Origin of the sequence: uncultured Acetobacteroides sp. (assembly GCF_963667355.2) — a bacterium.
Classification (GTDB): Bacteria; Bacteroidota; Bacteroidia; order Bacteroidales; family ZOR0009; genus Acetobacteroides.
The window spans coordinates 3,408,407-3,435,190 of sequence record NZ_OY763328.2 but is presented as its reverse complement, the minus strand read 5'-3'; the positions used below and the strand labels follow the sequence as shown (position 1 = coordinate 3,435,190).

At 46.2% G+C, this 26,784-nt stretch carries 20 protein-coding genes; 7 read left to right on the top strand and 13 right to left on the bottom strand.

Going from position 1 to position 26,784, the window contains the following annotated elements; translation table 11 throughout:
* Nucleotides 1-26: 26 nt before the first annotated feature.
* The 3 genes from ACHZA1_RS14180 (at nt 27) to rarD (ending at nt 3,680) form a co-directional block, all read left to right on the top strand.
* The gene (locus ACHZA1_RS14180) at nt 27-1,283 is read left to right on the top strand and encodes a 4Fe-4S binding protein (RefSeq protein WP_320052519.1); all 1,257 of its coding nucleotides are present in this window, start codon (nt 27-29) and stop codon (nt 1,281-1,283) included.
* Between the two features lie 338 nt (nt 1,284-1,621).
* Nucleotides 1,622-2,557 carry an ROK family protein gene (locus ACHZA1_RS14175; RefSeq protein WP_320052518.1) on the top strand — a complete coding sequence of 312 codons (936 nt, stop codon included), beginning with the start codon at nt 1,622-1,624 and terminating at the stop codon, nt 2,555-2,557.
* Nucleotides 2,558-2,762: 205 nt separating this feature from the next.
* Entirely contained in the window at nt 2,763-3,680 is a 918-nt protein-coding gene (rarD, locus tag ACHZA1_RS14170; RefSeq protein ID WP_320052517.1) for an EamA family transporter RarD, read from the top strand.
* A gap of 1 nt (nt 3,681) precedes the next feature.
* Here rarD and ACHZA1_RS14165 read toward each other — a convergent pair whose 3' ends face one another.
* The 7 genes from ACHZA1_RS14165 to ACHZA1_RS14135 all read right to left on the bottom strand — a co-directional run bounded on the left by ACHZA1_RS14165 (nt 3,682) and on the right by ACHZA1_RS14135 (nt 10,629).
* Complete coding sequence (locus tag ACHZA1_RS14165; protein ID WP_320052516.1) at nt 3,682-3,936, bottom strand: DUF2007-related protein; 255 nt, start codon at nt 3,934-3,936, stop codon at nt 3,682-3,684.
* A 530-nt stretch (nt 3,937-4,466) separates the two neighbouring features.
* On the bottom strand, nt 4,467-5,228 hold the full coding sequence (locus ACHZA1_RS14160) for a response regulator transcription factor (protein WP_320052515.1): 762 nt from the start codon (nt 5,226-5,228) through the stop codon (nt 4,467-4,469).
* Between the two features lie 316 nt (nt 5,229-5,544).
* On the bottom strand, nt 5,545-7,578 hold the full coding sequence (locus tag ACHZA1_RS14155) for a histidine kinase (protein WP_320052514.1): 2,034 nt from the start codon (nt 7,576-7,578) through the stop codon (nt 5,545-5,547).
* A 432-nt stretch (nt 7,579-8,010) separates the two neighbouring features.
* Nucleotides 8,011-8,298 carry a DUF3795 domain-containing protein gene (locus tag ACHZA1_RS14150; protein ID WP_320052513.1) on the bottom strand — a complete coding sequence of 96 codons (288 nt, stop codon included), beginning with the start codon at nt 8,296-8,298 and terminating at the stop codon, nt 8,011-8,013.
* Nucleotides 8,299-8,369: 71 nt separating this feature from the next.
* On the bottom strand, nt 8,370-8,720 hold the full coding sequence (locus ACHZA1_RS14145) for a DHCW motif cupin fold protein (protein WP_320052512.1): 351 nt from the start codon (nt 8,718-8,720) through the stop codon (nt 8,370-8,372).
* Between the two features lie 263 nt (nt 8,721-8,983).
* Nucleotides 8,984-9,757 (bottom strand): SH3 domain-containing protein, encoded by a 774-nt coding sequence (locus ACHZA1_RS14140; RefSeq protein WP_320052511.1) that lies wholly within the window; start codon nt 9,755-9,757, stop codon nt 8,984-8,986.
* A gap of 167 nt (nt 9,758-9,924) precedes the next feature.
* Nucleotides 9,925-10,629, bottom strand: coding sequence for a hypothetical protein (locus ACHZA1_RS14135; protein WP_320052510.1), 705 nt, complete (start codon nt 10,627-10,629; stop codon nt 9,925-9,927).
* A gap of 817 nt (nt 10,630-11,446) precedes the next feature.
* Here ACHZA1_RS14135 and ACHZA1_RS14130 point away from each other — a divergent pair.
* Both ACHZA1_RS14130 and ACHZA1_RS14125 read left to right on the top strand, forming a co-directional pair.
* Entirely contained in the window at nt 11,447-11,644 is a 198-nt protein-coding gene (locus tag ACHZA1_RS14130; protein ID WP_320052509.1) for a hypothetical protein, read from the top strand.
* Nucleotides 11,645-11,665: 21 nt separating this feature from the next.
* Nucleotides 11,666-12,409, top strand: coding sequence for a DUF6261 family protein (locus tag ACHZA1_RS14125; protein WP_320052508.1), 744 nt, complete (start codon nt 11,666-11,668; stop codon nt 12,407-12,409).
* Between the two features lie 649 nt (nt 12,410-13,058).
* Here ACHZA1_RS14125 and ACHZA1_RS14120 read toward each other — a convergent pair.
* The gene (locus ACHZA1_RS14120) at nt 13,059-15,377 is read right to left on the bottom strand and encodes a GAF domain-containing protein (protein ID WP_320052507.1); all 2,319 of its coding nucleotides are present in this window, start codon (nt 15,375-15,377) and stop codon (nt 13,059-13,061) included.
* A 953-nt stretch (nt 15,378-16,330) separates the two neighbouring features.
* Nucleotides 16,331-16,486 carry a hypothetical protein gene (locus ACHZA1_RS14115; RefSeq protein WP_320052506.1) on the bottom strand — a complete coding sequence of 52 codons (156 nt, stop codon included), beginning with the start codon at nt 16,484-16,486 and terminating at the stop codon, nt 16,331-16,333.
* A gap of 345 nt (nt 16,487-16,831) precedes the next feature.
* Between ACHZA1_RS14115 and ACHZA1_RS14110 the strand changes: the two genes are divergently transcribed.
* The gene (locus ACHZA1_RS14110) at nt 16,832-18,235 is read left to right on the top strand and encodes a hypothetical protein (RefSeq protein ID WP_320052505.1); all 1,404 of its coding nucleotides are present in this window, start codon (nt 16,832-16,834) and stop codon (nt 18,233-18,235) included.
* Here ACHZA1_RS14110 and ACHZA1_RS14105 read toward each other — a convergent pair.
* The 3 genes from ACHZA1_RS14105 to ACHZA1_RS14095 all read right to left on the bottom strand — a co-directional run bounded on the left by ACHZA1_RS14105 (nt 18,227) and on the right by ACHZA1_RS14095 (nt 24,522).
* Nucleotides 18,227-21,466 carry a UvrD-helicase domain-containing protein gene (locus tag ACHZA1_RS14105; protein WP_320052504.1) on the bottom strand — a complete coding sequence of 1,080 codons (3,240 nt, stop codon included), beginning with the start codon at nt 21,464-21,466 and terminating at the stop codon, nt 18,227-18,229. The two genes, ACHZA1_RS14110 and ACHZA1_RS14105, sit on opposite strands and share 9 nt — an antisense overlap.
* Nucleotides 21,467-21,681: 215 nt before the next feature.
* Nucleotides 21,682-22,824 carry a DEAD/DEAH box helicase gene (locus tag ACHZA1_RS14100; protein WP_320052503.1) on the bottom strand — a complete coding sequence of 381 codons (1,143 nt, stop codon included), beginning with the start codon at nt 22,822-22,824 and terminating at the stop codon, nt 21,682-21,684.
* 108 nt (nt 22,825-22,932) lie between these two features.
* A complete protein-coding gene (locus tag ACHZA1_RS14095) occupies nt 22,933-24,522 on the bottom strand; it encodes a S41 family peptidase (RefSeq protein ID WP_320052502.1) in 1,590 nt (529 codons plus the stop codon).
* Nucleotides 24,523-25,146: 624 nt separating this feature from the next.
* On the opposite strand from ACHZA1_RS14095, the gene ACHZA1_RS14090 reads away from it, so the two are divergent.
* A complete protein-coding gene (locus ACHZA1_RS14090) occupies nt 25,147-25,878 on the top strand; it encodes a head GIN domain-containing protein (protein ID WP_320052501.1) in 732 nt (243 codons plus the stop codon).
* Between the two features lie 96 nt (nt 25,879-25,974).
* On the opposite strand, the gene ACHZA1_RS14085 is transcribed toward ACHZA1_RS14090, so the two are convergent.
* Nucleotides 25,975-26,751: a serine hydrolase gene (locus tag ACHZA1_RS14085; protein ID WP_320052500.1), complete on the bottom strand. Its 777-nt coding sequence runs from the start codon at nt 26,749-26,751 to the stop codon at nt 25,975-25,977.
* Between the last annotated feature and the right edge of the window lie 33 nt (nt 26,752-26,784).

Here is a 26,784-nt window from a genome sequence, read left to right as displayed (position 1 = left end):
TTGCTAACCTAAACCAACAAATTGCCATGAAACTTGCAAACCTAAAGGCTAAGCTTCCCCAGCTGGTAGTTCTCCTTTTCATTGTAATCCTCATCGGAATCCGAACAGCCGAAAATGGCAGCGATGCAAAATCGAAAATAGCATCAGCACCTAACAACGAAGTTTTATCCTGCATTAAGGGAATCCTCCCCGAAGCAGCCTCCATTCAAGATGATGGCATCGAACAATGGATCATAAAGGATAAGAATAATGGCTCGATAGGTAAAGCCATAGTCGCACAGCAAACCACCAGCAAGATCATCGGCTACAGCGGACCAGTTCCAATGGTCATTGTTCTCGACAAAAACGATAAGGTTCGATGCCTAGGTTTACTCCCCAACAGCGAAACTCCCTCTTTTATTGATAGAGTAAAGAACGAAGGACTGCTCAAGAAGTGGGAAGGGCTAGCTGCCGAACAGGTGGTGGGCAAAAATATGGATGCCGTATCGGGCGCCACCTACTCGTCGACAGCCATCAACGAAACGGTAAAGCAGCGCCTAGCCGAATACTGCAAAACTGCAGCCGTTGCCCAGAAAGCCAGCATGAAAAAGATTATCACCTACATTTCCATCTTCCTAGTGCTTCTGTGTGCTCTAGTCTTCTACGGCTTCCCCAAGCAGATGAAGAAGTACCGCATCCCCCTACTGTTACTCTCCATTGGCGTTTTGGGGGTTGCCTACGGCTCATTCCTCTCCATTAAGCTCATTGGAGGATGGTTCATCCAGGGGATATCGCTGAAGAACCAGATCATCTTCCTCACCTTGGCAGCGCTGGCCATTCTGCTGCCGTTTTTCTTCGGGAAGAACTTCTACTGCACCTATGTGTGCCCCTTTGGCGCATCGCAGGAGCTGCTGGGCAAGGTTAACCCCAAGAAGTTGGAGCTGCCCAAAGGCGTAACCAGCATACTCGCCCGCACCCGAACCAAGGTAATGCTCATCGTGCTAGGCATCGCCATCTTTGGATCCACCATCGACGTTACCGGGGCTGAACCATTTACGCTCTTCTTCTTCGCCTCGGCATCGAAGGGAGTGGTGGTAATGGCAGTAGCCTTCCTGCTGCTCTCCATTGCCATTCCGCGCGCCTGGTGCCGCTTCTTCTGCCCTACTGGAGCACTCATCGACTTCTTCCGCAAGGAGGCGAAGGACATCTTCCCCAAAAAGGTACCCTTCCAAACCCACCTGATTGCCCTTGTAGTTGCAGCATTAGTAGTGCTACTTTTTCTTGCATCAGCAATATTTGCATAGGCAATTCGGCATAGTGTACAAGCACATTCCTTATTAGGATGCGCTTTTAGTAAAGAGCTATTTCAACGATGAAATGTGCCTACTGTAAGCCGATACAAGTAAAAAATATACTTTTGATGGCTAAATAATTTCGAGCAGATGGAAAAGTTCCGAGTTGCCCTATTCTTCGACCTCTTGCGGCAGTAAAATCGTAATGAAGTTCAGGATATCATCAACTTTGCGAAAGAGATACATCGATGAGATATCTTTGGAGAAACACCAAACAACCTCGAAAAAGTTAAGTTCCAAAGGTCAACCTTTGGTTAAAACGACCCCTAAATGAAAAAAATAAAGGATCAATGAGAAGATATGCCATTGGAGCCGATATTGGAGGAAGCCATATTAGCTGCGCCGTTATCGATTTGAACAGCAAAACCATTATTACGGAAACTTATGCATCCGAAGAGGTAAATAATAAGGCTGAAGCAAAAGATATTCATGATAGATGGGCGACCGCAATAAATCGTTCGTTGGCTCACATCAGTGCTGATGAAGTGGCAGGTATTGGCTTTGCAATGCCAGGTCCATTTAGCTACGACAAGGGAGTTGCCCTTTTTACTGCTCAAAACGACAAGCTTGAGAAGCTTTACGGCATTAACGTAGGCGATGAGCTAAGAACGCGATTAAGCATAAACGCAGCTAGCGACATTCGATTTATGAACGATGCTACCGCCTTTGCAGTTGGAGAGGCTTGGTTTGGCATGGGCAAAGATTACTGCCGTTCATTATCGATAACCCTTGGTACTGGCTTTGGTTCGGCCTTTATTGCCGACGGTATTCCGGTTGTTGATGGTAATGAAGTTCCTGATATGGGCTGCGTTTGGCACCTACCATACAAGGGCAGCATTGCTGATAACAACTTTTCGACACGCTGGTGCATCAGGCGCTATAAAGAATTAAGCGGTGTAGAGGCAAATGGCGTAAAGCAAATTGCCGAAGAGGCAGAAAGCAGCAAGGTAGCCAAGCTGGTATTCGAGGAACTTGGTTCCAATTTAGGCGAATTCCTTGCCCCTTGGATGATCAAATTTGGTGCAGAAGCGCTTATTATTGGAGGCAACATCTCTAAGGCATATAGGCACTTTGGACAATCATTAGAAAAAGCATTCAAGAACAGCGGCTGCCAAGTTGCAGTTCATCAATCCGAGTTAATGGAAGATGCAGCACTAGTAGGTGCTGCCCGTCTTTTTGATGAGGATTTTTGGAGTCACGTACAGCCTCTTCTATCCAAAATGTAGATGTAAATAGTAATATACTACCATAAAAAAAGTGTAGAAGAAACTGCCTTTACATAGAGAATACGTAGCATAGGCTATTATTCAAACAAGCAAGCCCCCCGATCGCGTCTTTACGATGGCATCGGGGATTTTTTTGTAACCCAGAAGTAGTATCTTGCCCGCCGAATTTATTCCAAGCCCAGCTGGCACCATAAAATAGATAGCAATGCAGCATAAAACAATAGCACAAGCAGCCTCTAACGGGAGAGCCGACATCGTTTACCCCATTGCAGCCTACAGCCTCTGGGGAATCCTCCCAATCTACTGGAAGGTGATGAAGCAGCTACCAGCTGGCGATATTCTTGCCCACCGCATCTTTTGGTCTTTCCTATTTTTGGCGGTTATTATCAGCGGCATGAGGCGATGGAAAGAGTTTCGACAGGCTTTTACATCAATCAGGAGCCTGCTAACCATATCTGTTGCTGCCATTCTTATTAGCGTCAACTGGCTTATTTACATTTGGGCTGTAAACAACAACCACATTGTAGAGGCAAGCTTAGGCTACTACATCAATCCGCTGCTTACCATTCTGCTGGGTGTGGTGGTGCTACACGAACGAAGCGATGTGTGGCAAATTGTAGCCATTGCTCTTGCATTTGTCGGGGTTGCGCTCCTCACCTATCAGTTTGGAGAGGTACCTTGGGTTGCAGTTTCCCTAGCCGTTTCATTTGCCCTATATGGTCTTGTCAAAAAGCTCTCTAAGCTTTCGCCATTAACGGGACTAGCCGCCGAAACCATGATGGTAACGCCGTTGGCTCTTGGTTATTTATACATGCAGGTTAGCGGAACTGTAAATAACTATAGCTCCATCTCCTACGGGATGTCGATAATGATTCTTCTTACAGGCGTGGTTACCTCTATTCCCCTTCTGCTCTTTGCACAAGGAGCCAAACGGGTGTCACTTACAACAATGGGGTTTGTTCAGTACCTCTCGCCCAGCTTAAGCCTCCTAATAGGTATCTTCATCTATAAAGAACCCTTTACGCTTGCCTACCAAATTAGCTTTGGACTTATATGGGTAGCGCTTGCCATTTACTCCTTTAGCCGAAAAGAGGTACTATCGAAGCTGAAGATATCCAAATAGCTTAACCGTTATTCTTTAGGTTTTCTTGGTATTCGTCAGCAATTTGCTTTGCCCTACTGTAATCCGAACTAGCAACAAACACCTTTACGGCACCTGCACCTCCAGGCGCGGTATACCATGGATTGAGTGTGCCCATAATTCCGTCCATCAAAAAGGCTTCAACTTCGGCATTTTCCAGTAGACTTTTTACCATTTCGGCCTGCCATGTTGTTCCTGCAAAGATTTCAACAGGCTCTCTGTCTTTTGTATCCTTCATTAGTATTCGTTTTTGATTAACTATATCACAATATTACAAATAAGATAAGAGTTACAGCATGATTCTGATCCTAAATATAAAAGGGGAAAGGAATATTCATCTGAAACAAACGATACTCCTTCCCCACTTTCCAATAATGAAGCCAACTAAAAAAGATTGGTGTGGAGTGGCTTCATTAATTATAAGATAGCGGCCTTAAAACCACCAGGAAGCTACCTTATTCTCTCTTATTTAGCAGTTAGACACATGCCCTTTTCTAATTTACTACTTAAAGATCCGTTTAAAAAGTACTAACCATCGACTTCTTCTAATGTCTTAATTCGCTCAGATTGATAGAAGTTCATCTTTACGGCCAACCACTAAACTTTGGCGTAAAGACTTACAAAAACACTGTCCGAAATTATTCAAGTATGCACAAAACAGAAACAGCTCCTGCAGGATATGCATCTATCCTGCAAGAACTGCCCCCTATTCGGTAATAAATACCAACTAAATGGTTGAAAAATGTACTGTGATGTAGATGAAGGACTCTATATGAAGCTAAACTTCTCCTGCAATGCGCTAAAGTATGCCCGCGAGATGGTTAAATCATTTGCCCAATCGAAAGGAGGGTAAAGCTTGCATTGCTTACCCTGAATCATGGCCAAGTAGCTGATGTTGATGATCTGATTTTGGCTTATCGCCACGAATGAGGAGGAGTGGTTAAGTATGTCCTTAGAGTTGGTGTGCCGCCTTAGGAATTGCTGGCTTTGATCGCTTAGGTGCACCGCCCATTGCTTCCGCTCGTTTACGTAGGTAAAGAAGCCGATCTGCTCCAAATGCAATATCTGAAATCCGGTAATGGTTGCAACCATAAAGGTAGAGTCTCCAGGTAACAGCTGGGAGAGAGAGCTCCGAAAGGATAGGCTTGTCCGATTGCTCTGCGCATACTCGAAGAAACGGCTCATAACAACATTAAGATCGTCTGCGTCGAAAGGCTTTAGCAAATAGTCGAAGGCGGATGAGCGCAGCGCTTCTAATAGGTACTTCTCGTAGGAGGTGTAAAAGACAACCTGCATGGACCAGTCTATCTGATCGCGCATTTCGCGAAGCAGCTCCAACCCGGTAGTGCCAGGGAGCTCCACATCTAGGAAGAGCAAATCGGGGCGCTGTGCCAGGATTACCTTTTTTGCTGTGGTTGGGGTTTCCGCCTCACCCGTTATCTGAATGCTATCGTACTTAGAAAGAGAGTCTCTGAGAATCTTCACATGAAAATCTTCATCATCGACAATTACTACATTAAATTTTCTCATTTAGGTATGGTTTACTCTAGTATTTCGCCTTTAAGATTTATACTACTCTATTTCGAAGGATATCCCCCGCTGGCGGGGGTTAGGGGGTGGATTTTTAGAAGTGTATAGCGACCATTGGCATCAAGTTTTGACCTCTAGCGTCTACTTTCCTCCCCCGTCCCCCTCCAAAGGGGGATACGCTTTGTGCTACGACTTGCTGATTCCTTTACGTCTAACTCTATTATGATTGATGTTTACTTTTTTTTAGCGATATCCCTGATGGTTTTCTATTCTATAATAGCTTGAAGCTGTAGATTTCTTAGTGCATCGGACATCGCTACATATCGAATGAGTAATGCTTTGGTATGTAAACATCTACTCGTGTGCCATTAGCGCCATCCTTTGATAGGTTGGCGATGGTAAAGGCTATTTGCTGCTCGTTTTTTTCATTGAGCAGCTGAATGGTTTGGTAGATAACCTTAAGCCCTGTACCTGTTCCCTTATGGCTGCTCATACCAGGGAAATATCCTGATCCATTATCCTGAATCTGAATATTTACTCCATCATTCTGCTCCTTTACGGATACGCTCAGCATTTTATGCCCCTTCATGCCGCGTAATGCGTGCTTAATGGCATTCTCGACTGGGATTTGTACGATCATGGCGGGAACAAAGATGCTGCTACAGCTTACGCCTGCCTCCACATTCCAATCGAGGCTGAAGTCTTCGCCAAGGCTTTGCCGTTCGAGGTTAATGTAGGTCTGCACAAACTCCAGCTCCTGCTCTAGGGATACGCTTAGGGATTCCGAAATCTCCAAGCTCTTCCGAAGCAGCTTAACTAATCCGCGAAGCTCGGCCTGCTCCTTTTCACTCTCGGCAGTTATCAGCTGCCGATTGAGCACATTAAAGATAAAATGCGGAGAGATGCGGTTGCGAATACTCTGCATACGCAGCTTTGCCACCTGGTTGAAGTACCGAATGTGCTGCAGGTCGCGTTGCTTTCGCATGTAGAAGTATATGAATGCGGCAATGGCAAGAATTATCAGCAAAGCTAGCCCCCAGAGGTATCTTGCCAGCAGTAAATTCTTCACCCGACTCTGCTGAGCCTGAATAAGCATGTCGCGATGGAGTAAAGAGGTATCCTGCCGATAGCGCATATCGTGCTCGGCCACCCTATTCTTCACCCTTTCCGACTGAACCTTATTTTCTATCGCTATATTCTTCTTTAGGAATAGGTACGCCTGCCTATAATCGCCGGTACGATCGTAGTAATCCTGTAGAAATTTATGCCGAATGGAGATGATCGAGGGCTCGATGCCTGTGGTATCGCTGTAGCTCGTCAGTAGCAAGCGGGCTTGCTCCTTTCGGTTTTGCTTTAGGGCAATGCCGGCCTTTACGGTCGCTAGGTAGTAGAGCGCCGTTGGCTGCTTGATGGAGGAGAAGAAGCGAAAGCTTCTATCGGCATAGTACTGCGCGGAGTCGAGCCGGTTTAACTTTAGATAGATGTCGCTCATGTTGAGCTCGCAGACGTAAATCGAGTAGTCGACATGCCGGGGGAGCACCAATGCCCTTGCCTTCGTAAACCAGGGAAGCGCCCGTGCGTATTCCTCCTTATAGTAGTAGTAGTTGCCCCTATTGTTGCAGAAGGAGAACTGTTCGCCCAACCTTCTTTTGTTCAGCGTCTTCTCGGCCATGCGGAAGTACGTGTCGGAGAGATCGAAATCGCGCAGCCCCATGTAAACCTGTCCGAGACCAAAGTAGATGGGGAACCCCATGTTGCCGGTAAGCTGCAACGAATCGCTCACAAAGAGCGCCCTTCTGAAGTAGCAGGCGGCATTCGTGAGATCTCCCTTCATCATATAGGTATCCGCAAGGTTTATCAGGACGTTGGGGACAATCTCCTTTAGGTTACCCGAAGGCTTCAGCGCGTAGGCCTTGGCAAAGTAGACAATCGACGAGTCGAACGAGCCCAATCGCTGATGGTATATCCCGTAGGAGTTATACGCCGAGGCCAACAGGAACGTAACACGTGGTGATGCAGCGCTCTTCCGGCAGAATCTTACGATTTGGTTGATGTAGCTGCGTGCAGTATCGTAGGAATCGACCATGAGGTAGCAGCTGACCTTTACCTGTAGAACCTCGTGGTACTGCAGGCTATCCTTTACCAGCTTCATTGCCGAATCGGCCTGCGCTCGGGCAAATGGTACATTGCCCGACAACGAATCGCGGGCTACAGCAATGAGCGATTCTATTTTTGGCTGGTTTTGCCCATCGGCATATTCCTTTGATTTACCGCACGACAGCAGCAACAGGAGTGGTAGTAGAAAACAGGCACCTTTAAGCAATACTTTATCCGATATTTTTGGTTCCATAATACTTTACTCCTATACTAAGGTAAATCGATACTATAAAGCTTCCTTCTTGTTTTGCAGCAGAAGGCAACATTCTAACGAGCAGCGCTCTGCATCAAGGATACTATCTTGATAAATAATCGTCACGAAATGCCACAAAGCTAGCATTCGAGCTGCAATTTAGCTATAATTTACACCACACTATACCGGATAGGAACTTTTTTCTGCACGTTACCTACAAATACGGTATCCCTAATCCAAAATTGGCAATTAACCCGTATTTATCACCATTCGAATCAACGATTAATCGGATTGCACGAATCTCACCGATTGCTTGGCCCCACTTTATAGCTGCAGAATTAGGAGGACGCGGAATATACGCTTCCAAATATCGATGTAAACGCCATCGCAGACAAGCCTACTGCCTAAACCATGCCGTGTTGAATGAAGGAGCTATAGCTCCTTCAATATTTTCACCCGCTCCTTTATGCTTTCCAGATGTTTTTCCTCGCTATAGGATGGATCGCGGGTATCAATGTATAGCTGGCAGGGCAGCTGGTTGCACTTACCGCAATGCTCGTGCTTCTTCTTGTCCTTGCAGCAGCGGTATATGGGGCAGCAGTCCAATTCCATATACGGAGCCCAAAATACTTTTCCTTGAATGGCTTCGCACCCATTACAGGTTTTGCCGTACTCATCACAGGTAGTGCAATCTACCCCACAGAGACTAATTACGCTCATTATATCTACTTATTTGTACTGATTAATAAAACAGATTCTTTTCTACCACTCTACTTGAGTAGCAATACCAGCTACTTCAGCTGTAGGAAGTCGCCATCGATTATCATTACCTTTACGCCATTGGTGGTGTGCGAGCGATGCGAGCTAAGGTCGTCGGAAACAACGTAGGTCATTCCCTTCGAGAGGGTAAACTTCTCGCCAGTTTGCATTTCGCTTACAAATTCGCCCTCGAGGCAGTGCACAATGTGCCCTTTCTTACACCAATGGTCTGCCAGGTATCCCTTGGTGTATTCTACCATTCTAATTCTTAATCCGGGGAACTGAACCGTTTGCCATAGCGCAACACCCTCCTCGCCCTTATGCTCGGTGGTAGGAATTGTCGACCAATCGATGGTCTGAAATGGAATATTTTTTTCGTCCATAGCTTTATGTAGGTGATGTTACCATTAGCTTCTTTTTAATGCTGATACCTATTATTAGACGAGGACTCCGGCTTTCATCTGTTCTATCATTGCAGGCTATAGCTTGTAGAATAGATTTGTCTGAGGCGAGAGTTTCAACCGAACGGGGCATCGTTATTCTTCGCAAAAACGAAAGTTGCTCCTTCGCTAATCACATAATTGCAAACTATTGCTTACAGAATAAGATCAATAGAGCCATTAGCTATTGCCATAATAGAGAAACATTACTCAATATCAGCTCTTTTTATCCATCCTTCAACAGTCGCAGATCCGTAATATCTAATTTTAATCCATTCGTTATTCTTTTCCAAGATTTCAATAGCACTACCTTGTGGAATAATAACACTGCTCCTCTGATAGCTAGAGCTGTAAATATACGTTTGAGTTTTTGATGTTTTAGTCAGTGATCTTTTTTTCAAATTCTTAATAAACTCTTGAACAAACTTTGGTGGATTAATTACTCTACGAAACTCAACTATGTTTTCAGGAGAAGGATTAATGCCATTCCCTAAAATAAAATTATCAGGCTTATCTTTATAGATCACTAGAGGATCACTACCTCGGTTATAGAACTGAGTGTCGTTAACAAAATCGACAAGCGTATTAATAAAGTTAGTTTCAAAAGAAGAACTTAACGTACCTGATGCTGTATCGAAACAAATATTTACATCCTTAAGTAATGAATCTACAGAAACTTTTATTCGATTCATTTCATCGTCCCACAAACTTTTAGAACAGTAGTAGTACCTATAACTATTTGAAGGATACCCCTTGGGTAATAAGCCCAAATCTCCTTGAGTATAGTATGTATAGATACAGTTATTATAGAATATCTCATAGTTTTGGTCTGCATTAGCATGATCTTCATCTTTTACCTGTACCCAAGCATATCCATCTAAAAAATCGTTCATTGTTTTATAATGCCAATTCTTTTCTGAAGATTGGCATTGTACATCAACACTAGCAATGCAGATTATTAAAAGTAAAAAATATCTCATTTTGAATTCTACTCTATTAATACTTTATGTGTTTTAAGGTAAAATCTCGTTTGATAAACACTTCCTTCGTTAGGCTAAAACTTCTTCCTTCGTTAGTTCTAACATTGCAGGCTATAGCATGCAAAATAGATTCGATTGAAGCGATAGCGTCAGTCGAACGAAAGTTATTAATACAATTCCTTCATTAAGTCAATCGTTTTTTGAGGTATGGGAATTTTCTTCTTTTTTTCCATTAATGTATTTCTATCAAATTCAATGGTATTTGTTTTTCCAATCAAATGAAAAATGTAAACGTTTTCATTGAAAGTTCTTTCTCTTCCTCTTGATAATGAATGATCCAACTTGCCATTAATTTTAATTTCAATTGGAACGCCTAACTCTAAGTTGCACAATTTAAAGTTCTCTCGTTTTGGTTGGCCTATTTCATAGTAATCATATTCCAAATGAAGTTCAATGGTACTATCAGCCATGCTCAACCTGAATATTAAGAATTTTCTTGAACTTCCAATTAAGTTTAAATATTGAATATTTTTTAGTGTACGCCATATTTGTCCACTAGGTTTTTCTTCAGCTTCGATTAAGTCTTTATTCCATCTTTTGTATTGTAGTACTAATGCGTCATTTTCACTGTCAGAATTGTAATCATTTAATATTATTAGATTACAATTATATAAATCAGGACCTTTATCTTTTTCTGAGACAACTAATTTGTTGTCGATTAAAAATCCTGATCTTGAATTAATATCTGTTTTCCATTCTGTGGCTTTCTTTCTATCAGTAAAAGATTTTTGATCTTTCGTATATGAATAGTAATTATGAAAAACTTGCAATACAAACTTTTCATTTTTCAGTATTATTTGGTTGTTTTTCATTTTACAAATTGCTGGTAACTTGTTTACATATACACATAAAACAAACAATATATCTCAATATGGTATAATATGTATACCCTTTATTCGAATCAAGCGTAATCATATCACAATAGCCATATAACCAAGTAGTTTTAACCTCATTTGGTAAAAACATTCACTTTCTCTAAACCCATCATTTTAGGTATTAGCCTAATCTACGAGTCCATTAAGTCGTCTAAACCAAATCGACAGTAGGTTTCGTTCTGCTAATTAATAAATAAATCCGCTCCGTTAAGCAATATGTAGGCATATTTTTAGGCTTAGCGGGTTACATTAGGGTACTATAGGGTAGCTATAAGCGCATTACACCGTTTTTTTATATCTCGGTCTTGCTATTCTTGTAAAATAGTTATAGCTTTATTATGTCTTTCTTAGCTAATGTAGAGAAAGCAGAGGCGGAAGAGGTAAATGGGCTTAAGCCGCATTGTATAAAAAGGAGAATACAGCTACCGGAATGCCCATAGCACTATTTACACCAGAAGGAAGGGATGCTTCGTGATAGGAAATGCATTTTTTACCAGCCGAAGCGAATACCTACCTAACAGAATCACCGTTCACACTTTTGCGAATGAATACTTCGACAGTGATTGTACCATTTACACTTTTTGGAATGAGCCTTTTGCTCGGCATATCCTCATTTACACTTATCGGAATGGTACTTTTCGGTTCAATTCCCCTATTTACACTTATTGATATAGTGCTTTTAGGTTCGTTTCCTTTATTTACATTTTGGGAAATGGTACTCTTCGGTTCGATTCATCGATTTACACTTTTGGGAATGGTACTATTCGCCATATACCACCCATTTACACTTTGGAAAATGGTACTTGCCGAATCGGTTGACCTATCTGCACCTGTAGGCAGGGCAATAGGGTGGTCGATGGTACGCATCAGCCAAATGCACAGGGTACAACTGAGCGTAGTAAAGGAAAACATCTGCATACGGAGGGCAATAGCTACCGCCAACCTTAAGTAAAACCAAATATGCTAACTAGTAATGGCTAAATTTCAAACCTTTCTTCGGAGCTGCCTGCTCGATTCGCTAATGGGATATGCAAGCAGGCTGGATTATATCCTAATTTCGGCGAAGCTAGACGAGCTTTCGGCGTCGAAAATCTACCAAACGTTCCGCTACTCCCTAACCAAAATGGAGGAGGGCTATATGCAGAGCCAGAAAAACCCCTTTACCGAGGCGCTGGGCGATATTGTGCTGCGCAGGAGCCGAACGTTCAAGTCCATCCACCATGTCATACAGAGCTACCTCTACTCCGACGTTGATGCCGAGAGGGAGGCGGCGCAGAAGCTGCTGCTGCTCTTTAAGAGGTACAAGGCGGAGTTCTCGAAGACGAGCAGCAGGGGTGTAACCGGTATAGTGTCGAGCTTTATTGAGGATGTAAAGCAGCCGGATTACGCCGATGCCGTGGCAACGCTGCTGCTAAACGCCAAGCTACAGCAGCTGCTGCGGAATCAGACCGAATACGAGGAGGTTTTTCTAAAGAGCATTGCCACGGATGTCGAGAGCAGCAAAACGGTGGTTGCCTCCAGTATCCGCAAGGCGTTTACGATGGAGATGCGCGACCTGCTGCTTTTCGTGGGGACAAAGGCGAAAGAGTATCCCGATAGCAAATGGAGCGAGCTGAACGGACAAATCGCCATTCACAACACCAAGTTCGTAAAGGGCGAGGGGCTGCGCCAAGCTGCTCTGAAGAAGAAGCGGGAGAGCAAGAAGGGTAAGGAGTAGCGGAGGGGGATGGGCGAAGGATGGAGGCTATTGCCAATTCTATTTAAAAAGGCTGTAGCTGTTATGATAGATCCAGCTGTGGCAGGAGCACATAGCCGTAAGGGTTAGAAATATATAGTATTACGTTTTTGAAAGAAAGGGTTCGATAGCTAGCATCGAATCAAGATATAGGCACGTAATCCCCTCCGTGGAGGGGTAGGGGTGGGTTAAGGACGCAAAAAAGGAGTGAAAGACATTGATTTAAACGAGTAAACCCACCCCCTACCCTAGATATTTTGCTTTTAAGAATTAGACAGACTCCATTTCGAAGGTTATCCCCCGCCGGCGGGGGTTAGGGGGGGGATTTTCGGCAGTGTATAGTCACTATAAGCTTTGCATTTTCATCATAAAACCGCATTTTCCACCCCCTGCCCCCGCCAGCGGGGGATATGCTTTGTGCTGCGATATGCTGATTACTTTATGTCTACCTCTTTTATGAAAAATAGGCTCCCCCCGTTTCGTCTTTTCCTATTATGAACGATGGAATCTTCAGAGAGAAATCGGCAGATAGCGATATCCCTGCAGCTTATCGGCAGCTGCACCAAAAAAGAAGAAGGTATGCCAGCTACGATTCGCCAGCATACCTTCCTATACGATTGTTGCTTTCGGATTAGCTCATTGCATAGGCAATAAACGAGATATTACCGCCACGTTCGCTGTCCGAAACAAGAGTTGCCTGAATGTCTGTAGCCCGCCTATCGCCAGCAATAAGGGTAAACATGCCCGACACCACCCCGTTAACCTTGGCATTGGCAACAGCAGCGGTAAGCAGCGACCTATCGCTCTCTTGCACCCAGCTCGTAAGGGATTTTCCAATGGCGGAGCCAGCCTCGTGCCCAAGAATCGCCTTAGCCTTATCGTTCAGGTCGAGGACAACCAAATCGGGGTCCACCATCATCGTAATAAAGCTATGGTCAATGGCATCCTGCAAGCGCTCGGCGCTGGTAGCTTTCCGCTTCATCTCCTCCTGGGTGGCATGGAGCTCCTCGATGTTCTGCCGCATCTCCTCCTCCTGGGCCTTCATCTCCTCTGCCTGCATCTGCGATAGGGAGAGGAGCTCGTTGGTACGGGCATTTACCCGTATCGACAGGATGGACGATGCAAAGGTCTCGGAGATACGGGCGAGGTAGGATTTCACATGCTCGTCGAAGCGCTTAAACGAGGCGACCTCGACGATGCCAACAATCTCCGCGTTATGGATCAGCGGGAAGAGCAATAGCATCTGGGGCTTCGAGGCGCCCAAGCCGGAGGTGATTCGGAGGTAATCCTGGGGTATCTCGGTAAGCTCGATTGGTGCTTGTTCGAAGTAGCAGGAGCCAAGCAAACCCTCCTCCAGCAAGAAGGTTTTCTTCTGCAGCTTCATCCTATCCCATGCCATGCAGGCCACCATCTCGAAGTATTTTTGGTCATCGGCATCTTCGTGCACCAGGTAAAGCGCCCCCTGGTTTGCACCGATGTAGGTAACTATCTGCCGAACCACCTGCTGGTATAAGGAGTTAACGCTTGCATGATCCTGTTGAATCACCCTACCAAAGAGGGTGACTCCCCGCTCAATCCAGCTCAGCTTTTCGTCGGCAAGCTTCCGTAGTGCCTCCTCTTCGTCGGCCTTTACCAGGCTATCCCTCATCGACAAAAGAGAATTACCAAGGATATCGCCTTCGCCCTTAGAGGTCAGCGCTGCCGAGAGGTTCCCCTCGCCTATAGACTTTGTAAAATCGACCACCTCCTCGATGGAGCGGTGGAGGTTGTTGAACGAATGTGCCATCTCCTCGATCTCATCGCCCGATTGGATGTTCACGCTCGACACTTTAGCGTAGTTGCCTCGGGCAAGATCCTTCAGCGCCACGCTAACCATATTAATAGGGTCGATAATCCTTTTGATAATGTAGGAGGTAAGCCGGTAGAAGATCAGCAAGCCCAACCCGAAAAGGATAAAGAAGGCAATGAAGAAGATCTTTAGGTTGGCCGATGTTAGAAAGTTGCCCGGTATAAGCAGAATGCTTACGTCGTCACTTTTTAGGATATTCGACTGGTTGTTGATGTAGGCTAGGTACTCCTTGCCATCGCTATCCACAAAGTCGTAGAAGCCAGCCGCCTTGCTTTTAATCGCCTCAATCAGCTCCTCGTTCTTGCTGTAGCTGTTCGAGAGCACCTCCGAGGCCTCCTTTCCTACCCCATCTTCCTTATCGTAGACCAGCAGCTTGTGGCCGGAACCAACAATAAAGAATCGGCCCCCTTCGTCCTTGAGCCCGTTTATAATTTCCTGGTTCAGCTGCGATATATTAATGTCAGCCCCAACAACACCAACAACTTGGTTCTTCAAAATGACGGGAAGCCCCATGGTAATCACAAGGTAGTCGGTGCTGGCCTCGTAATTTTCGACGTAGGGCGAGGTGATATGCAGCTGGCGGGTGTCTTTGGGGATGGTGTAGTAATCGCCCTCCTCATCGTCGGTGGCGGTATAGTCGGCCAGCTCAATGGCGCTATCCTTTCGGTATACGGTTGCGCAAAACTTTCCCGTGATGGTAGCCCCAGGAGTATTCAGCAGCTTAGCATCCAAGCTATCAACGGCCAAAGGCTCCCAATCGGCCCATATAGATGTCAATTCGGGGTTACTCTTAAGAAGGCCCGTAAGATTATTAATGATGATGGATCGCCTTTCCGATCGGGGGTACCGATGGACGTACTCTAGCGACTCCCTTTCGGTTATGAGGAGCTTCTCGGTCTTGCCTAAGCTGGAGGATAGCTGGGTGGATATCTGCTCGGACAACGCTTTTATCGTGTTGTACTTCTCCTTGAGCAGAAGAGATTTAACGCTCTGGGTAGAGACAATGCCGGTAAGGGTGAAGAATAGGAATACACCTCCCACAATAGCCACCATTACCTTTTTTTTCAAGCTTTTACCCAAAGTAAAGCTTATACTTTTCATAGATTCAAAAATGTTAGAGTGGTATAATACATGGCCAACGCGACAATCAAGCTAATTCGGCTAAATATTCATCCACCAATTTCAAACTTGCTGCTCCACCCTAAGAAAACACTACCGGTAGGAGGTAAAAATGAAAAGAGTAAAACAATACGGAACCTTACTTGAAGAGGGTTTCTAGTCGAAACCATTCGCTACAGCGCGGTATACACTTAGCGATCCGTTTAGTGTACGACCCGTGCAAAAATAAATATTCGACGATGCGTTCAAGAGATATTGCACACATTATAGTTAAACTTATTTAATGGTCGTTCTACTTTTTTTAGATAATTCGAGGCGTAAAAAAAAGGTCAGTCCAAATTAAAACGGCGAGCAGCATCAAAAGAAGCATAAAGATAAATCCGTCATCATTTCCACATCATAAAACAGCTGGCACATAACGATATAAACGAACAGCCATACCTTTCAATCTAAATAAGACACAGAATATCAGTCCCAGCATGGGGGTAAAAATCGAGCATTTTACAAGTACAAACAGATGACAAATAACAGCTAACCTTAAGTATTTATGAGCTCAACTCTCAGCTCCATAACAATTTTGGAGGGGAAGACCTTCCAGCAGCCCATCATTATAGCGTTTCGCGGTAGCAGCCTCGTAGGCCATCGCTCTCAGGGTTATCTCTTCTACAGATTAAACTCTACTCGCCAGTATAGCCAGAGATGTCGCTTTTAAAAGAAATATCGATCATAATGGAGGTAGACGTAAAGGAATCAGCAGATCGTAGCACAAAGCGTATCCCCCTTTGGAGGCAATGTCGTTAACTTAAGGGCCAAACTGCTATAAAATTGCATATTATATATCTCCTACGGAGAAAAAAGGAGTGGCGTAGGAATGATGCTACAAGTCTCTAACCGCTATGCGGTATTCTGGCCGTTATAAATTTGTCCGTAGGACATTACGATTTGTAGAAACCATCCATCTCCTGCCTATTTACCTCGTAGAGGTTAAACTGGTAATGACTATGGTCGTTTTCTTTATGGTATAGGACCTTCCGCTCTAGGTGGAGGTTTATGCCCCATGGCATCAACTTAATGATCAACTTAATGATCAACTTTTCTTAACTTAACGACATTGCCCTTTGGAGGGGGAAGGGGGAGGAAAGTAGACGTTATAGGTAAAAGCTTGAAGCCAATTGTAGCTATACACTTCTAAAAATCCACCCCCTTTTCCCCCGCCGGCGGGGGAAATCCTTCGAATTAGAGTAGTGTAGATCTTAAAGGTGAAATCCCTGCCAATATAGATCTCCACTCAGCACAACAATCCCCATTTCGAGGCCATCGTGCCCATAAAAAGAAGCTTATTTTAGTATACATCAAAAATAACAGGCATAACCATTGCTTGTTTAGTGTTATTTCTATATTTTTAGCATACCTAATCTTTAATCACTCGTATAGGCATGGCAAAAAATAAAAAAAAGAAAAGCGGCGCGCAGCAGCCAAAGTTCACCGCTAAAGACATTATTCAGAACCAGGAGAACGAGTACCGCAAAGGGCTAACGGAATTTCTGCAACGGATAGATCTGCTGGAACCATTTAACCGCCTTCCTCCTATAACCATCAACACCTTAATTAAGGTTCGAATATCCTCTGTAAGAATAGAACCAATCGGCAAAGACAAGCTAAACAAAGAGGACTCGGAATACGTAAAGAGCTATCTTTCTCACATCCTACAGATGGAGCACAAAACACGCTACCCCAATGGTGCAGCGTTAACAAACAAAGAGTTTGCAATTTACCTGATGACCTTACACCTCCACATCAGCTCGTACCTCGAGAAGAGCAACGACGAAGAGGCAAGAAAAGCGTTTAGCGAAATGATCAGCTATATAGAGGAGCAACGCGACAGTGTCTTTGGTACGCTTCAGTACCACATCAACTTTTCGTCATCGTGGATGTCCAACCCCATCGACGGGTATGTCGAATACGAATCAGTAGACTTCGACGTTAAGGATGACGATAAAAGAACTGTTTACGACTCGTGGTGTTCGCCGGTTATTTTCCGATACAAAACCATAGCGCCTCGAAAGCAGCATGTCGTTATCGATGGAAAAAAGAGGGAGGTATTCGAGATGGCCTATGCTTCGTTTGAAGGCGAGTTAAGGTGGTGCGCCATTCCGCCAAAGCTCCTTAAAAAAGAAGGGGAAGCACCTGTACGCCTATTCATTCAAAAGCACGCGCTGAACCGAATGAACGAGCGCCTAGACTATATCCTCAACGAAATGCAGTACTTTTTCTCGGCAAAATCGGTAGTAGAAACAACCAAGGTAAAGCATATAGGCGACGACAGATACCTCATCCCCGTCGTATTCTACGGACGAAAGCTGGGCTACCTTGTAGCCAACTACGTGGACTCCATCCTAGTGGTAACCACCTTCCTATTTATCACGCAGGAGGGAACACCCGAAGGGATGCTTCTAAATAAGCTCACCGGATTTAAGAAGCTCGACAAGAAGTACCTCTGCATCGACAAGCTGAGCACCTTTATCAACTCCGACATAGCATCGAAACCCGAGTTGGTTAAGCTGCTCGAGGATGCCAACCTGGGCCACCTCGTTGATCTTTACGAAGAAATCAAGTGCGTATGCCTCGATCAGGAGGAGAACCTGCACGATCCGTCGTTCATAATGGAGTACATCCAGAAGAAGCAGGAGGAGGAACAGCTCAGCCTTACCGAGCAGCAGGAGCAGAAAGAGGCCGAAGAGGAGATGCTTACCCCCATACCCAACCTAGTGGAGGAGTTGCCGATGCTACTCCCCCTTGCAAGCAAGCAGGCGCAAGTAACTGGGCAGCAACTAGTCTAACTCCACCACCCCATCGTGGTCGAAGTACCAGATGTACCCCTTCACATTGGGATACCCCATCTTGCGTAGCGTGTTGATGTAGCCAAACACCTGGTAGCGATGTTTGGGGTCTTCCACCTCGCCAAACTTAAAGTCTACCACAACGGTTTCGCGGTCGTTCATCATCACGCGATCGGGACGACGAACCCGGTAGTCGTCGCCAGGGAGGATAATATCACCCTCGGCAACAATGGCATGCCTTCCGTCAAACCATTCGGCAATGGTGGGGTTGTTGAGCTTGGCAAGAACCTGTTTCTTGATAGAAACCTGCTCGTCGACCACCATAAGTCCCTCCTCAACCATTGTATCGAGCGCAGAATCAATATCAGTAGGGGTATTGATGAGCGAGAAGAGCCTATGCATCAGCAGCCCTTTCTTCAGATTGCCGCTACCCTCTGCCAACGTGGTGGAATAGCTCTGCTTTATCTTAGAGAGCGGCCTACCGATCCTATAGGTAGTAAGCGAAATGGTATTGTCGGAACTCTCCTTTGCAGATGTTCCCGCTCCACTCCCCCTTTCTCCTAAGGTGATGGTGGTTGGCTCCTCGCCCTCGGCAGGCTCCACAATCGTTGCGCCAGGGATAAGAACAGCCGCGTCAAAGAGCAACGTTCCGATGTGCTCCTTCTTGTGCGATTTGGGAATGTAGAGGTACAGCTCCTGTTCGGCGCGCGTAAGCGCAACGTAGGCAAGGTTGATGTTGTCGATGTAGCTCTGCAGCTGTTCCGTGAAGGCATCCTCGGCAAAAGCACTCTTCTTCAACGATGAACCGTACTCTACGGGTATTGCTTCTAGGTACTCATCATCTACCGACACAGCCTTGCCGCTCACCCATAGCGTAGTCTTGCGGCTGCCGGTTGCCGGCTCGTAGTCCCAATTGAAAAATGGAATTAAAATCACCTTATACTGTAGCCCCTTAGACTTATGTACGGTCATAATGGTAATTGCCTCCTCCTGATTGGGCAGGTACAGTTCGGTACGCAATCCACGCTCGTCCCACCACTCCACAAACGAGGTTGCATCCGACACCTTTTGGGTGGCAAAGCCCAACACCACATCTGCAAAGCCCCCAATAAAGGGCAACTCGTCCACAATTTCGTTTAGGTGATACTCGGCGATGATCGCTTCTACCGCTTCGGGCAGCGGAAGGTTAGCAATGCGCTCGATGAGTGCTGTTACACGCTCGCTGATTGCACTCTCGAAGTATCCGTGAGCAATGGGCACATTCTTTTCCAGCTTCTCGATGTAGGAAACCAGCGCTGCGCTAATCGCATCGGTAGGATTAATGGAAAGGCGAAGGATGGAAACGATAAGTTTAACCGCATTCGACGACGAAAGGTAAAGCGCACCTTGCGAGATGAAGCTAAAGCGGTTGGCCTTCTCTGGCACACTTGCATTACGCGCCTCCAGCAGCGCCTCGGCAACCATTTGCCCCTCGCTTTGCCTACGCACGAGGATGGCAATGTCCGAAGGATTGTAGCCCTGCACATCCTGCAGCTCCGTGATCCTCTCCACCAGCTTCTGCATCACCAATTGCGCCCTGTCGGAGGAGTTGAGCTCGTTAGCCGAGCCATCGGGCAAAGCGGAATCACCGTTAACCTTTTCCATATGGATATATCCACCGCGCTTGCTCTCGACATCGGGAACGTTTTGGGAAACGTCCTCGTAAACCTTGGAGATAACGTCGCTATCAATCCCCTCTGCCGCCATCTTCTGCTGCAGCGAGTTTGCCATAATGGGGAACACCGCGTTGTTGAACTCCACCACGTTGCGCTTGCTGCGGAAATTGGTGTCGAGCGATATCTTTTCGGGTGCAAAATCCTCAAATACGCTGATGCCCAAGGTGCGCCAATCGCCATTACGCCAGCGGTAGATATTTTGCTTTACGTCGCCCACCACCATGGCGTACCCTCCCTCGCCAATGCTGTTTTCCAACAATGGTTTAAAGTTGGCGTACTGCTGCTTGGAGGTGTCTTGGAATTCATCAATGAGGTACGAGCCGAAACGGTTGCCCATTTTCTCGTAGATGAAGGGCGCGTCGCTCCCCTCAATCAGCTTATTGATGATGTGGTTGGTATCCGATATAAGAAGCAAGTTATCCTCCGATGCCAGCTCGCGCACCTGCCTGTCGATGTCGGCCAGCACGCCTAGCGTACGGAAGTTTTTGATGGCAACGGCGTAGGTGTTACGCTCGTGCTCTATATAATGGAGTATATTTCCAAGTAAAGGATTAAGCTGGCTGTAAACCGCATCGGCCATCTTGGGCTTCGACTTGCCCATCCACTTATCGGGGTTGTTAAAGGCATCGATAGCCGCTTTGTACGACGATGGCACAACGCCCTCCATTGCCTTAAAGAAGATGGTGGCAAAGCTGCGACTGCCACCAGGGATATCCTCCAGCTTTATGCCGTTGTTCTCGAGGTAGCGAACGGCCTTCTCGCCGGTTGCCTTGTACTCCTGCTCTGCCGCCTTGCTCTTGGCGGTTAGCTTGCGGTAGTAGCTATCGAGAAACTCCTTGTCGCCAATCTTCTCGTAGAACGATTCGGGCTGCTGGCGGAAGTCCTCGCGCATCAGCTGGCGCCCTAGGTCGGTAAGGATGCCCGAAAGCTCCCAGCTGTCACCCTCGTTCAGACGCTCCTCCACCAAGTCGAAGAGCCAGCGCTGCAGCTGCTCGTCCTCGTGCAGGCTCTCCAGCACCTTATCAACGGCTAAGGAGAGAACCCTGTCTCCATCCAGCTCCAGTGCATACCCCGGCTGGATGTTGAGCTCGCGAACAAAGTTGCGCACCACCTTTTGGAAGAACTTGTCGATGGTGGAGATGGCAAAGTTGGAGTAGTCGTGCAGGATACTGGTAAGCACCAGCTGAGCGCGCTTGCTTACCTCACGTTCGTATTCCATTCGAGAGCTATCATCATCCCAAAGCGATTGCTGCTGCCCCTGCTCGCCTTTTAGCATATCAACAAGCACCGAAAGGTAGTTGGGCTCGCGTCCATCGCCCCTTCTGTACTTCGCAAGGGCGTGCAATTCCTCAATGATGCGCGTTTTCATCTCCTCCGTTGCCTTGTTGGTAAAAGTTACCGCCAATATGGCGCGGTACTCCATCGGACGACGAATAATTTGGAGGATATACTCGCGAGCAAGGGTGTAGGTTTTCCCCGATCCTGCTGAGGCGTTGTAAACTACGAGCTTCGACATACTTGTTGAATATAAATTTTCGAATGGGATTTAAAGATAGCAATTTAGATGTTAGATAGTAGACGCTAGATAATAGACAAAAAGCATTCAACCACAAAGGGCACAAAGTAATTCCTTTGCGCCCTTTGTGATAGCCTTTGAGTACTTTGTGGTAAATAAAGTCTAGCCTCTATTTCTGTGATCTCTGTACCTCAGGGTCTCTGTGTTGAAAGAGACTAAAACCCCTGCAAGTTAATATCGTCGGTATAGGTAAAGTTTACCCACCTCCCCATCTTCTTCTGGATTACCTTAAAGTGATGACGATCCTCCTCGCACACTAAGGATATGGCTGTTCCGGGGGCTTCGGCACGTCCCGTACGCCCAATCCTATGGATGTAGTCTTTTGGCGAGCGGGGCAGTTCGTAGTTTATTACGTAGGGAAGGAATTCGATATCGATACCGCGCGAGGCGAGGTCGGTAGCCACCAATACGGTAATGCGTCCTGCCTTAAAGTCGGCTAACGCTTGTGTTCGGGCGCCCTGACTCTTCTTGCCATGCAGTGCAGCTGCTTTAATACCATTCTGCCTTAGCTTAACAACCACCGCATCCGCGCGAATAGTTTCGGAGACGAAGATGAGCACCTGCTCCATGTTCTCCTGATCGATAAGGTAGCGAAGTAGAGGCCCTTTTCGCTCGGGCGTTACGTAGTAGGCTAGCTGGGTGATGTTGTCAAGGTTTTGCTCCTCTGCCTCCACCTTTACCACTACCGGATCACGCAGCAGAATGTCGTTAAGCGTGGTTACATCCTTGCTTAGCGTTGCCGAAAAGAGCAAGTTCTGACGCTTAACAGGTAGCAGCTTAAAGATATCAGCCATCTCGTCGCGGAAGCCGAGGTTGAGCATCTTATCCGCCTCGTCGAGGACGAGCACCTGCACCTCCGAAAGGCTAACGGCATTCGAATCCACCAAGTCGAGCAAACGTCCAGGCGTTGCCACAAGTATCTCCACCCCCTGCATCTTTATCATCTGCGGGTTAATGGATACACCTCCATATACGGCTAGGCTCTTTACACGCTCGGGCAGTGCATCGCTAAAGAGGCGAAACACCTCCTCCACCTGAATAGCCAACTCCCTTGTAGGAACAAGCACCAGCGCACGAACATGACGGTTCTTCGAAGGTGCAGCCTTTCGCATCTGCTCCAGAATGGGAAGCACGAAGCTAGCCGTTTTCCCCGAACCCGTCTGGGCAATGCCTAGCATATCGCGTCCCTGAAGCACAACAGGTATTGCCTGCTTCTGAATAGGGTAAGGCTTTGCATAGTTCTGCTGTTCGAGTGCTTTAAGCAACGATTCCGATAAACCAAGGGAGGTAAAGGGCATATATGAGCTTTTAAATAAGATTGTGCCAAACTAAACGGCTGGCAAATATAACATTTATATGCGTCAACTATTGTTGGTGGCGGGTAGAGGCAGGTTTAAACCCCATCTCTACCTTGCCATTCCCCTCTCCTGCTTTACTCTATCAATAACCCAATTCAATTCAGGGTCGTTCCCCTTCAACACATCATCAAGAGTTGGGGTGATAGCAACATCGGGGATAATCCCTCTCCCCTCCTGCTCGGTTTGGTACTCTGGACGCATGCAAAGTAACCCGATGCGCGCATTTAACTTCGAGTTAGGTAGCTCGAATAGGTGCATTCGTCCAGCAACATTTCCGTTGAAAGCACCACCGGTCTCCTCCCCAACAAAGTAGGCCCGCTTCGCCCCTTTAAGATTGGACGATATGATGCACGAGGCAGAAAAGCTCGCCCCGTTAATTAGCATGTAAACCTTTCCCCTGAATCGAGTCTCCCTAGGTTTCTCAACCTTCTTCCCCAATCGGAAGTAGTACTTGCCATCGTCGCCCTTACTCATGTGCGAAAGCGCATAGGTAAAGTAAACGGGATAAAATGGCAGAATAAATGGGTCCAAAACAAGAGGGACATCCTTAAAGTAAGTAGTAAATAGGATGCTCTTAGGTGTGGTTACCTCCATCTTTTTTATAAAGCAAAAGCTGGTATCGGCGAGGTACGAGTAGAGACAACGAACATCAAACAAGCTACCTCCAGTATTATTCCTCAAATCGATTACAAGGGTTTTCACCTTCAACGAGTCGAGCTTCTTGAACGCACTCTTGTAGAACTTCTCGTACTGCCCTCCCGTAAAGTCGTTCAGTTTCATAATGGCAATGCTGCTATCCGACTTGTAGAACGAGAGGTTCTTACTGTAGGTCTTTTCGTCGCTGTTGTAGCCCAGCAGCAGGCGCCTCTTCCTTTCGCTGCGGGCGCTATCGCGCTGGGCAGCCGTAAGCGTAACCTTTACCTTCTTCACATTAGCGTTCCCCTTAGCCGTATCCTTTGGAGCAGCCCGTCTAAGCAGCACATTACGTAGGGTATCGTTATGGCGTAGCTCGCAGGCGAGGCTATCGGCAAAGTCGAAGTCGTTGTAGAAGAAGGTGGGGAAGCGATTGCCAAGTAACCTATCCGTAAAGGTGGTTACGTAGCCATCAGCGGTTAGGGTGGTCCGATACTTTGTAAGGAGATGTTGAGCGCTAATGCCATTTACCGAAACCACCTCCGAACCCTCCTTAATAGTCTTATTCCACGAGTTATTCTTCACCACGTAAAGACGGTTGTCGAATATCCCAAACTTCAACTTCGAGAAGGGCGTATAGCCAAACTCCTTTACCCTTAGGCTGTCCTTCTCCCTCGACTTATATTCCTTATTCAGCGGAAGCATTCGCGTATGCCCCTCCCTGATACTCGACACCACCGGCGCCACCTTATAGTAGAACTCCCCGCTGGTCATCGGCTCGGTAATGGATGACTTTAGGCTATCGAACTTATAGTCGAGTTCCTTTTTGCTGATATACCAGTACAGCTGCGGATGGTAAGCCTGCAGCTTGCGGTAGAGGTAGTCGACATCCTCCTGTAGATCTTTGGGATTTTTCTTCTCAGCAAGTTGCTGGTTGTACTGCTTCACCGAGGTACAACTGCCAAGAATAAGAGCGATTAGCAGGGCAAGAGCTGGTTTTGTCATATCGTATAGCGTAATAGGTTAGTATTATCCGATACAAATGTATTTTTTTAGGCTTACAAGTAAAAATACAACCCTCATATATAAAGGAAAAGCATCTTTGCCACCAATACCCTACCCGATAGCAGGGATTTCGCCTTTAAGATTCTTGTTTTAGAGGAGTCCTCTATGAACCACAGAATAAAAAGGTTTCCCATATTAGCTCGCTTAACAACGGCAGGCAAACATAGTATCACCGAACAACCTTCTTCCGTAGACACCATGGCGCAGCCATACCAGACTGGCACGAATCCCTGTTTGAGCGAGGTCGCCTCCACAATGATCCTCAACGCTGTAATGGTCTTAGGGCTATTACCACATTTGAAGCGGTGCCATTCCTCCGCGACTGAGCGAGTTAATTCGTGCCAAGGCCTTTTGGTTCTTTTGGGCCAGCCAAAAGAACAGAAAAGAATAAAAGCTCGCGGCTAAAATCATAAGCAGCATTCAAGGTTTAGCGGAATTTTGTGCTTATATTTTTAAAAGCGATATCCCTGCCAAATAGAAGCCATAAAACAGAATCTCTTTTTTTTCGTATCTGCTGTAACATATCTCCAAGTCGAGCGTCTTATCATCAAAACTTACTACACTATGAGAATACATAAGCTTGCAGCGCTAATAGCACTTACCCTTGCAGCTGTTGCAGTAAACGCACAAATCTTTTCCAGAGGAATAGTTGGAAACGGAGAAATGGGCAAACGAGTTTTCAAGCTCAACGAATTTAAGAACATATCGGTTTCTTCAGGCATCGATATTTACCTCGATCCAACCGGAAAGAACCTAGCTGAGCTGGTAACCGACAAGAATGTTATCAACGCTGTAATAGTCGAACAAGATGGCAATACCCTTACCTTTAAGTTAAAGGAAAACGTTCGTAAAACGACCAAAGGCATTAAGATATACCTTTCGTATAAAACCATCGAAGGCATTGGCGCCTCGGGCGGCAGCGATGTTTACATGATAAATAAAAGCGCCATACTTAAGTCTAGGTCCTTAAGCATAGATGCTAGCGGAGGCTCCGACTTACGCCTCGACATCAGCGTAGAGTTGCTTAAATGCGAAAGCTCTGGCGGAAGCGATATCTTCCTAAATGGCACCGCCAATACGGCAGTCTTTAGCTGTAGCGGTGGAAGCGACGTGAAGGCAAAAGAGCTAACTACTCACACCTGCAGCATCGAATCGTCAGGTGGCTCAGATGCCATAGTTACAGCAACCCAATCAATCAAGGTAGATGCTTCAGGTGCATCAGATGTAACCTACTACGGAAATCCTAAAAGCATCTCTGTTTCGAAGTCTGGTGCATCCGACGTTTACAGAAAATAGGCAACACAACCAAACCTCATAATCAGCAGCAAAAAGGTCATCAACCCGGGTACCCGGCGATGACCTTTTTCTTTTAGCCTGCCATTGGCAATTCGCTTAACGCTCCATCCAGTAATCGTACGCCGCTTTAGCTGCGCTTGCCACCACTCTTCGCGAATGGTTATTACTTTGCGCATTCCACGTTAGCATCGAAAAGATGAAGTCGCCCTTAGGGGTATAGAATATGCCTACATCGTGATTGCTGCAATCTAAGTCGCCTGTTTTATGCGCCACCTCCACATCGTCGGGGATATCTACATACACCATCGACCTATCGAGCTGCTGCTTCATAATGTCCACCATTAGCGCATCATAGGTATCATCAACAACCTTTCCATTATATAGCCGTTCCAGAAAGAGAGCCATATCGTAGGCAGAGGTAAAGTTGTCGCGACCTTCGCTTTTGGCAACAAAGTCGAGCATTCTACGCTGCAATCTGGTATCCTTCATTCCCTGCTGCTCGATATTCCTATTTACGGAATCCATTCCAACCAAATCGATAAGAATGTTGGCGGCAGTATTATCGCTTTGAATGATCATGAGCGTTACCACATCAAGCAACGAGTAGGTGTTGCCCGTTTCGAGCAGCTGCAGGATACTGTAGCCAACCTTATCCGCTTCCTTAACCGTAATTCGCTGCCCTAGGCTAAGCATTCCGCTCTTCACCTGCGACATCACCTCCGCCATTACCGGCAGCTTTATGGTGCTAGCCGACGATACCACCTCGTGCTCGTTATGGCCATAGTTTTCACCTGTACGTAAATCCTTTACAAGAAAGGAGTAGCATATATCTTCGGAGCCAATACGCTCTACAATGCGCTGTTGTAACAACATAAATATTTTCAGTAATACGTTGATGGTTTACCT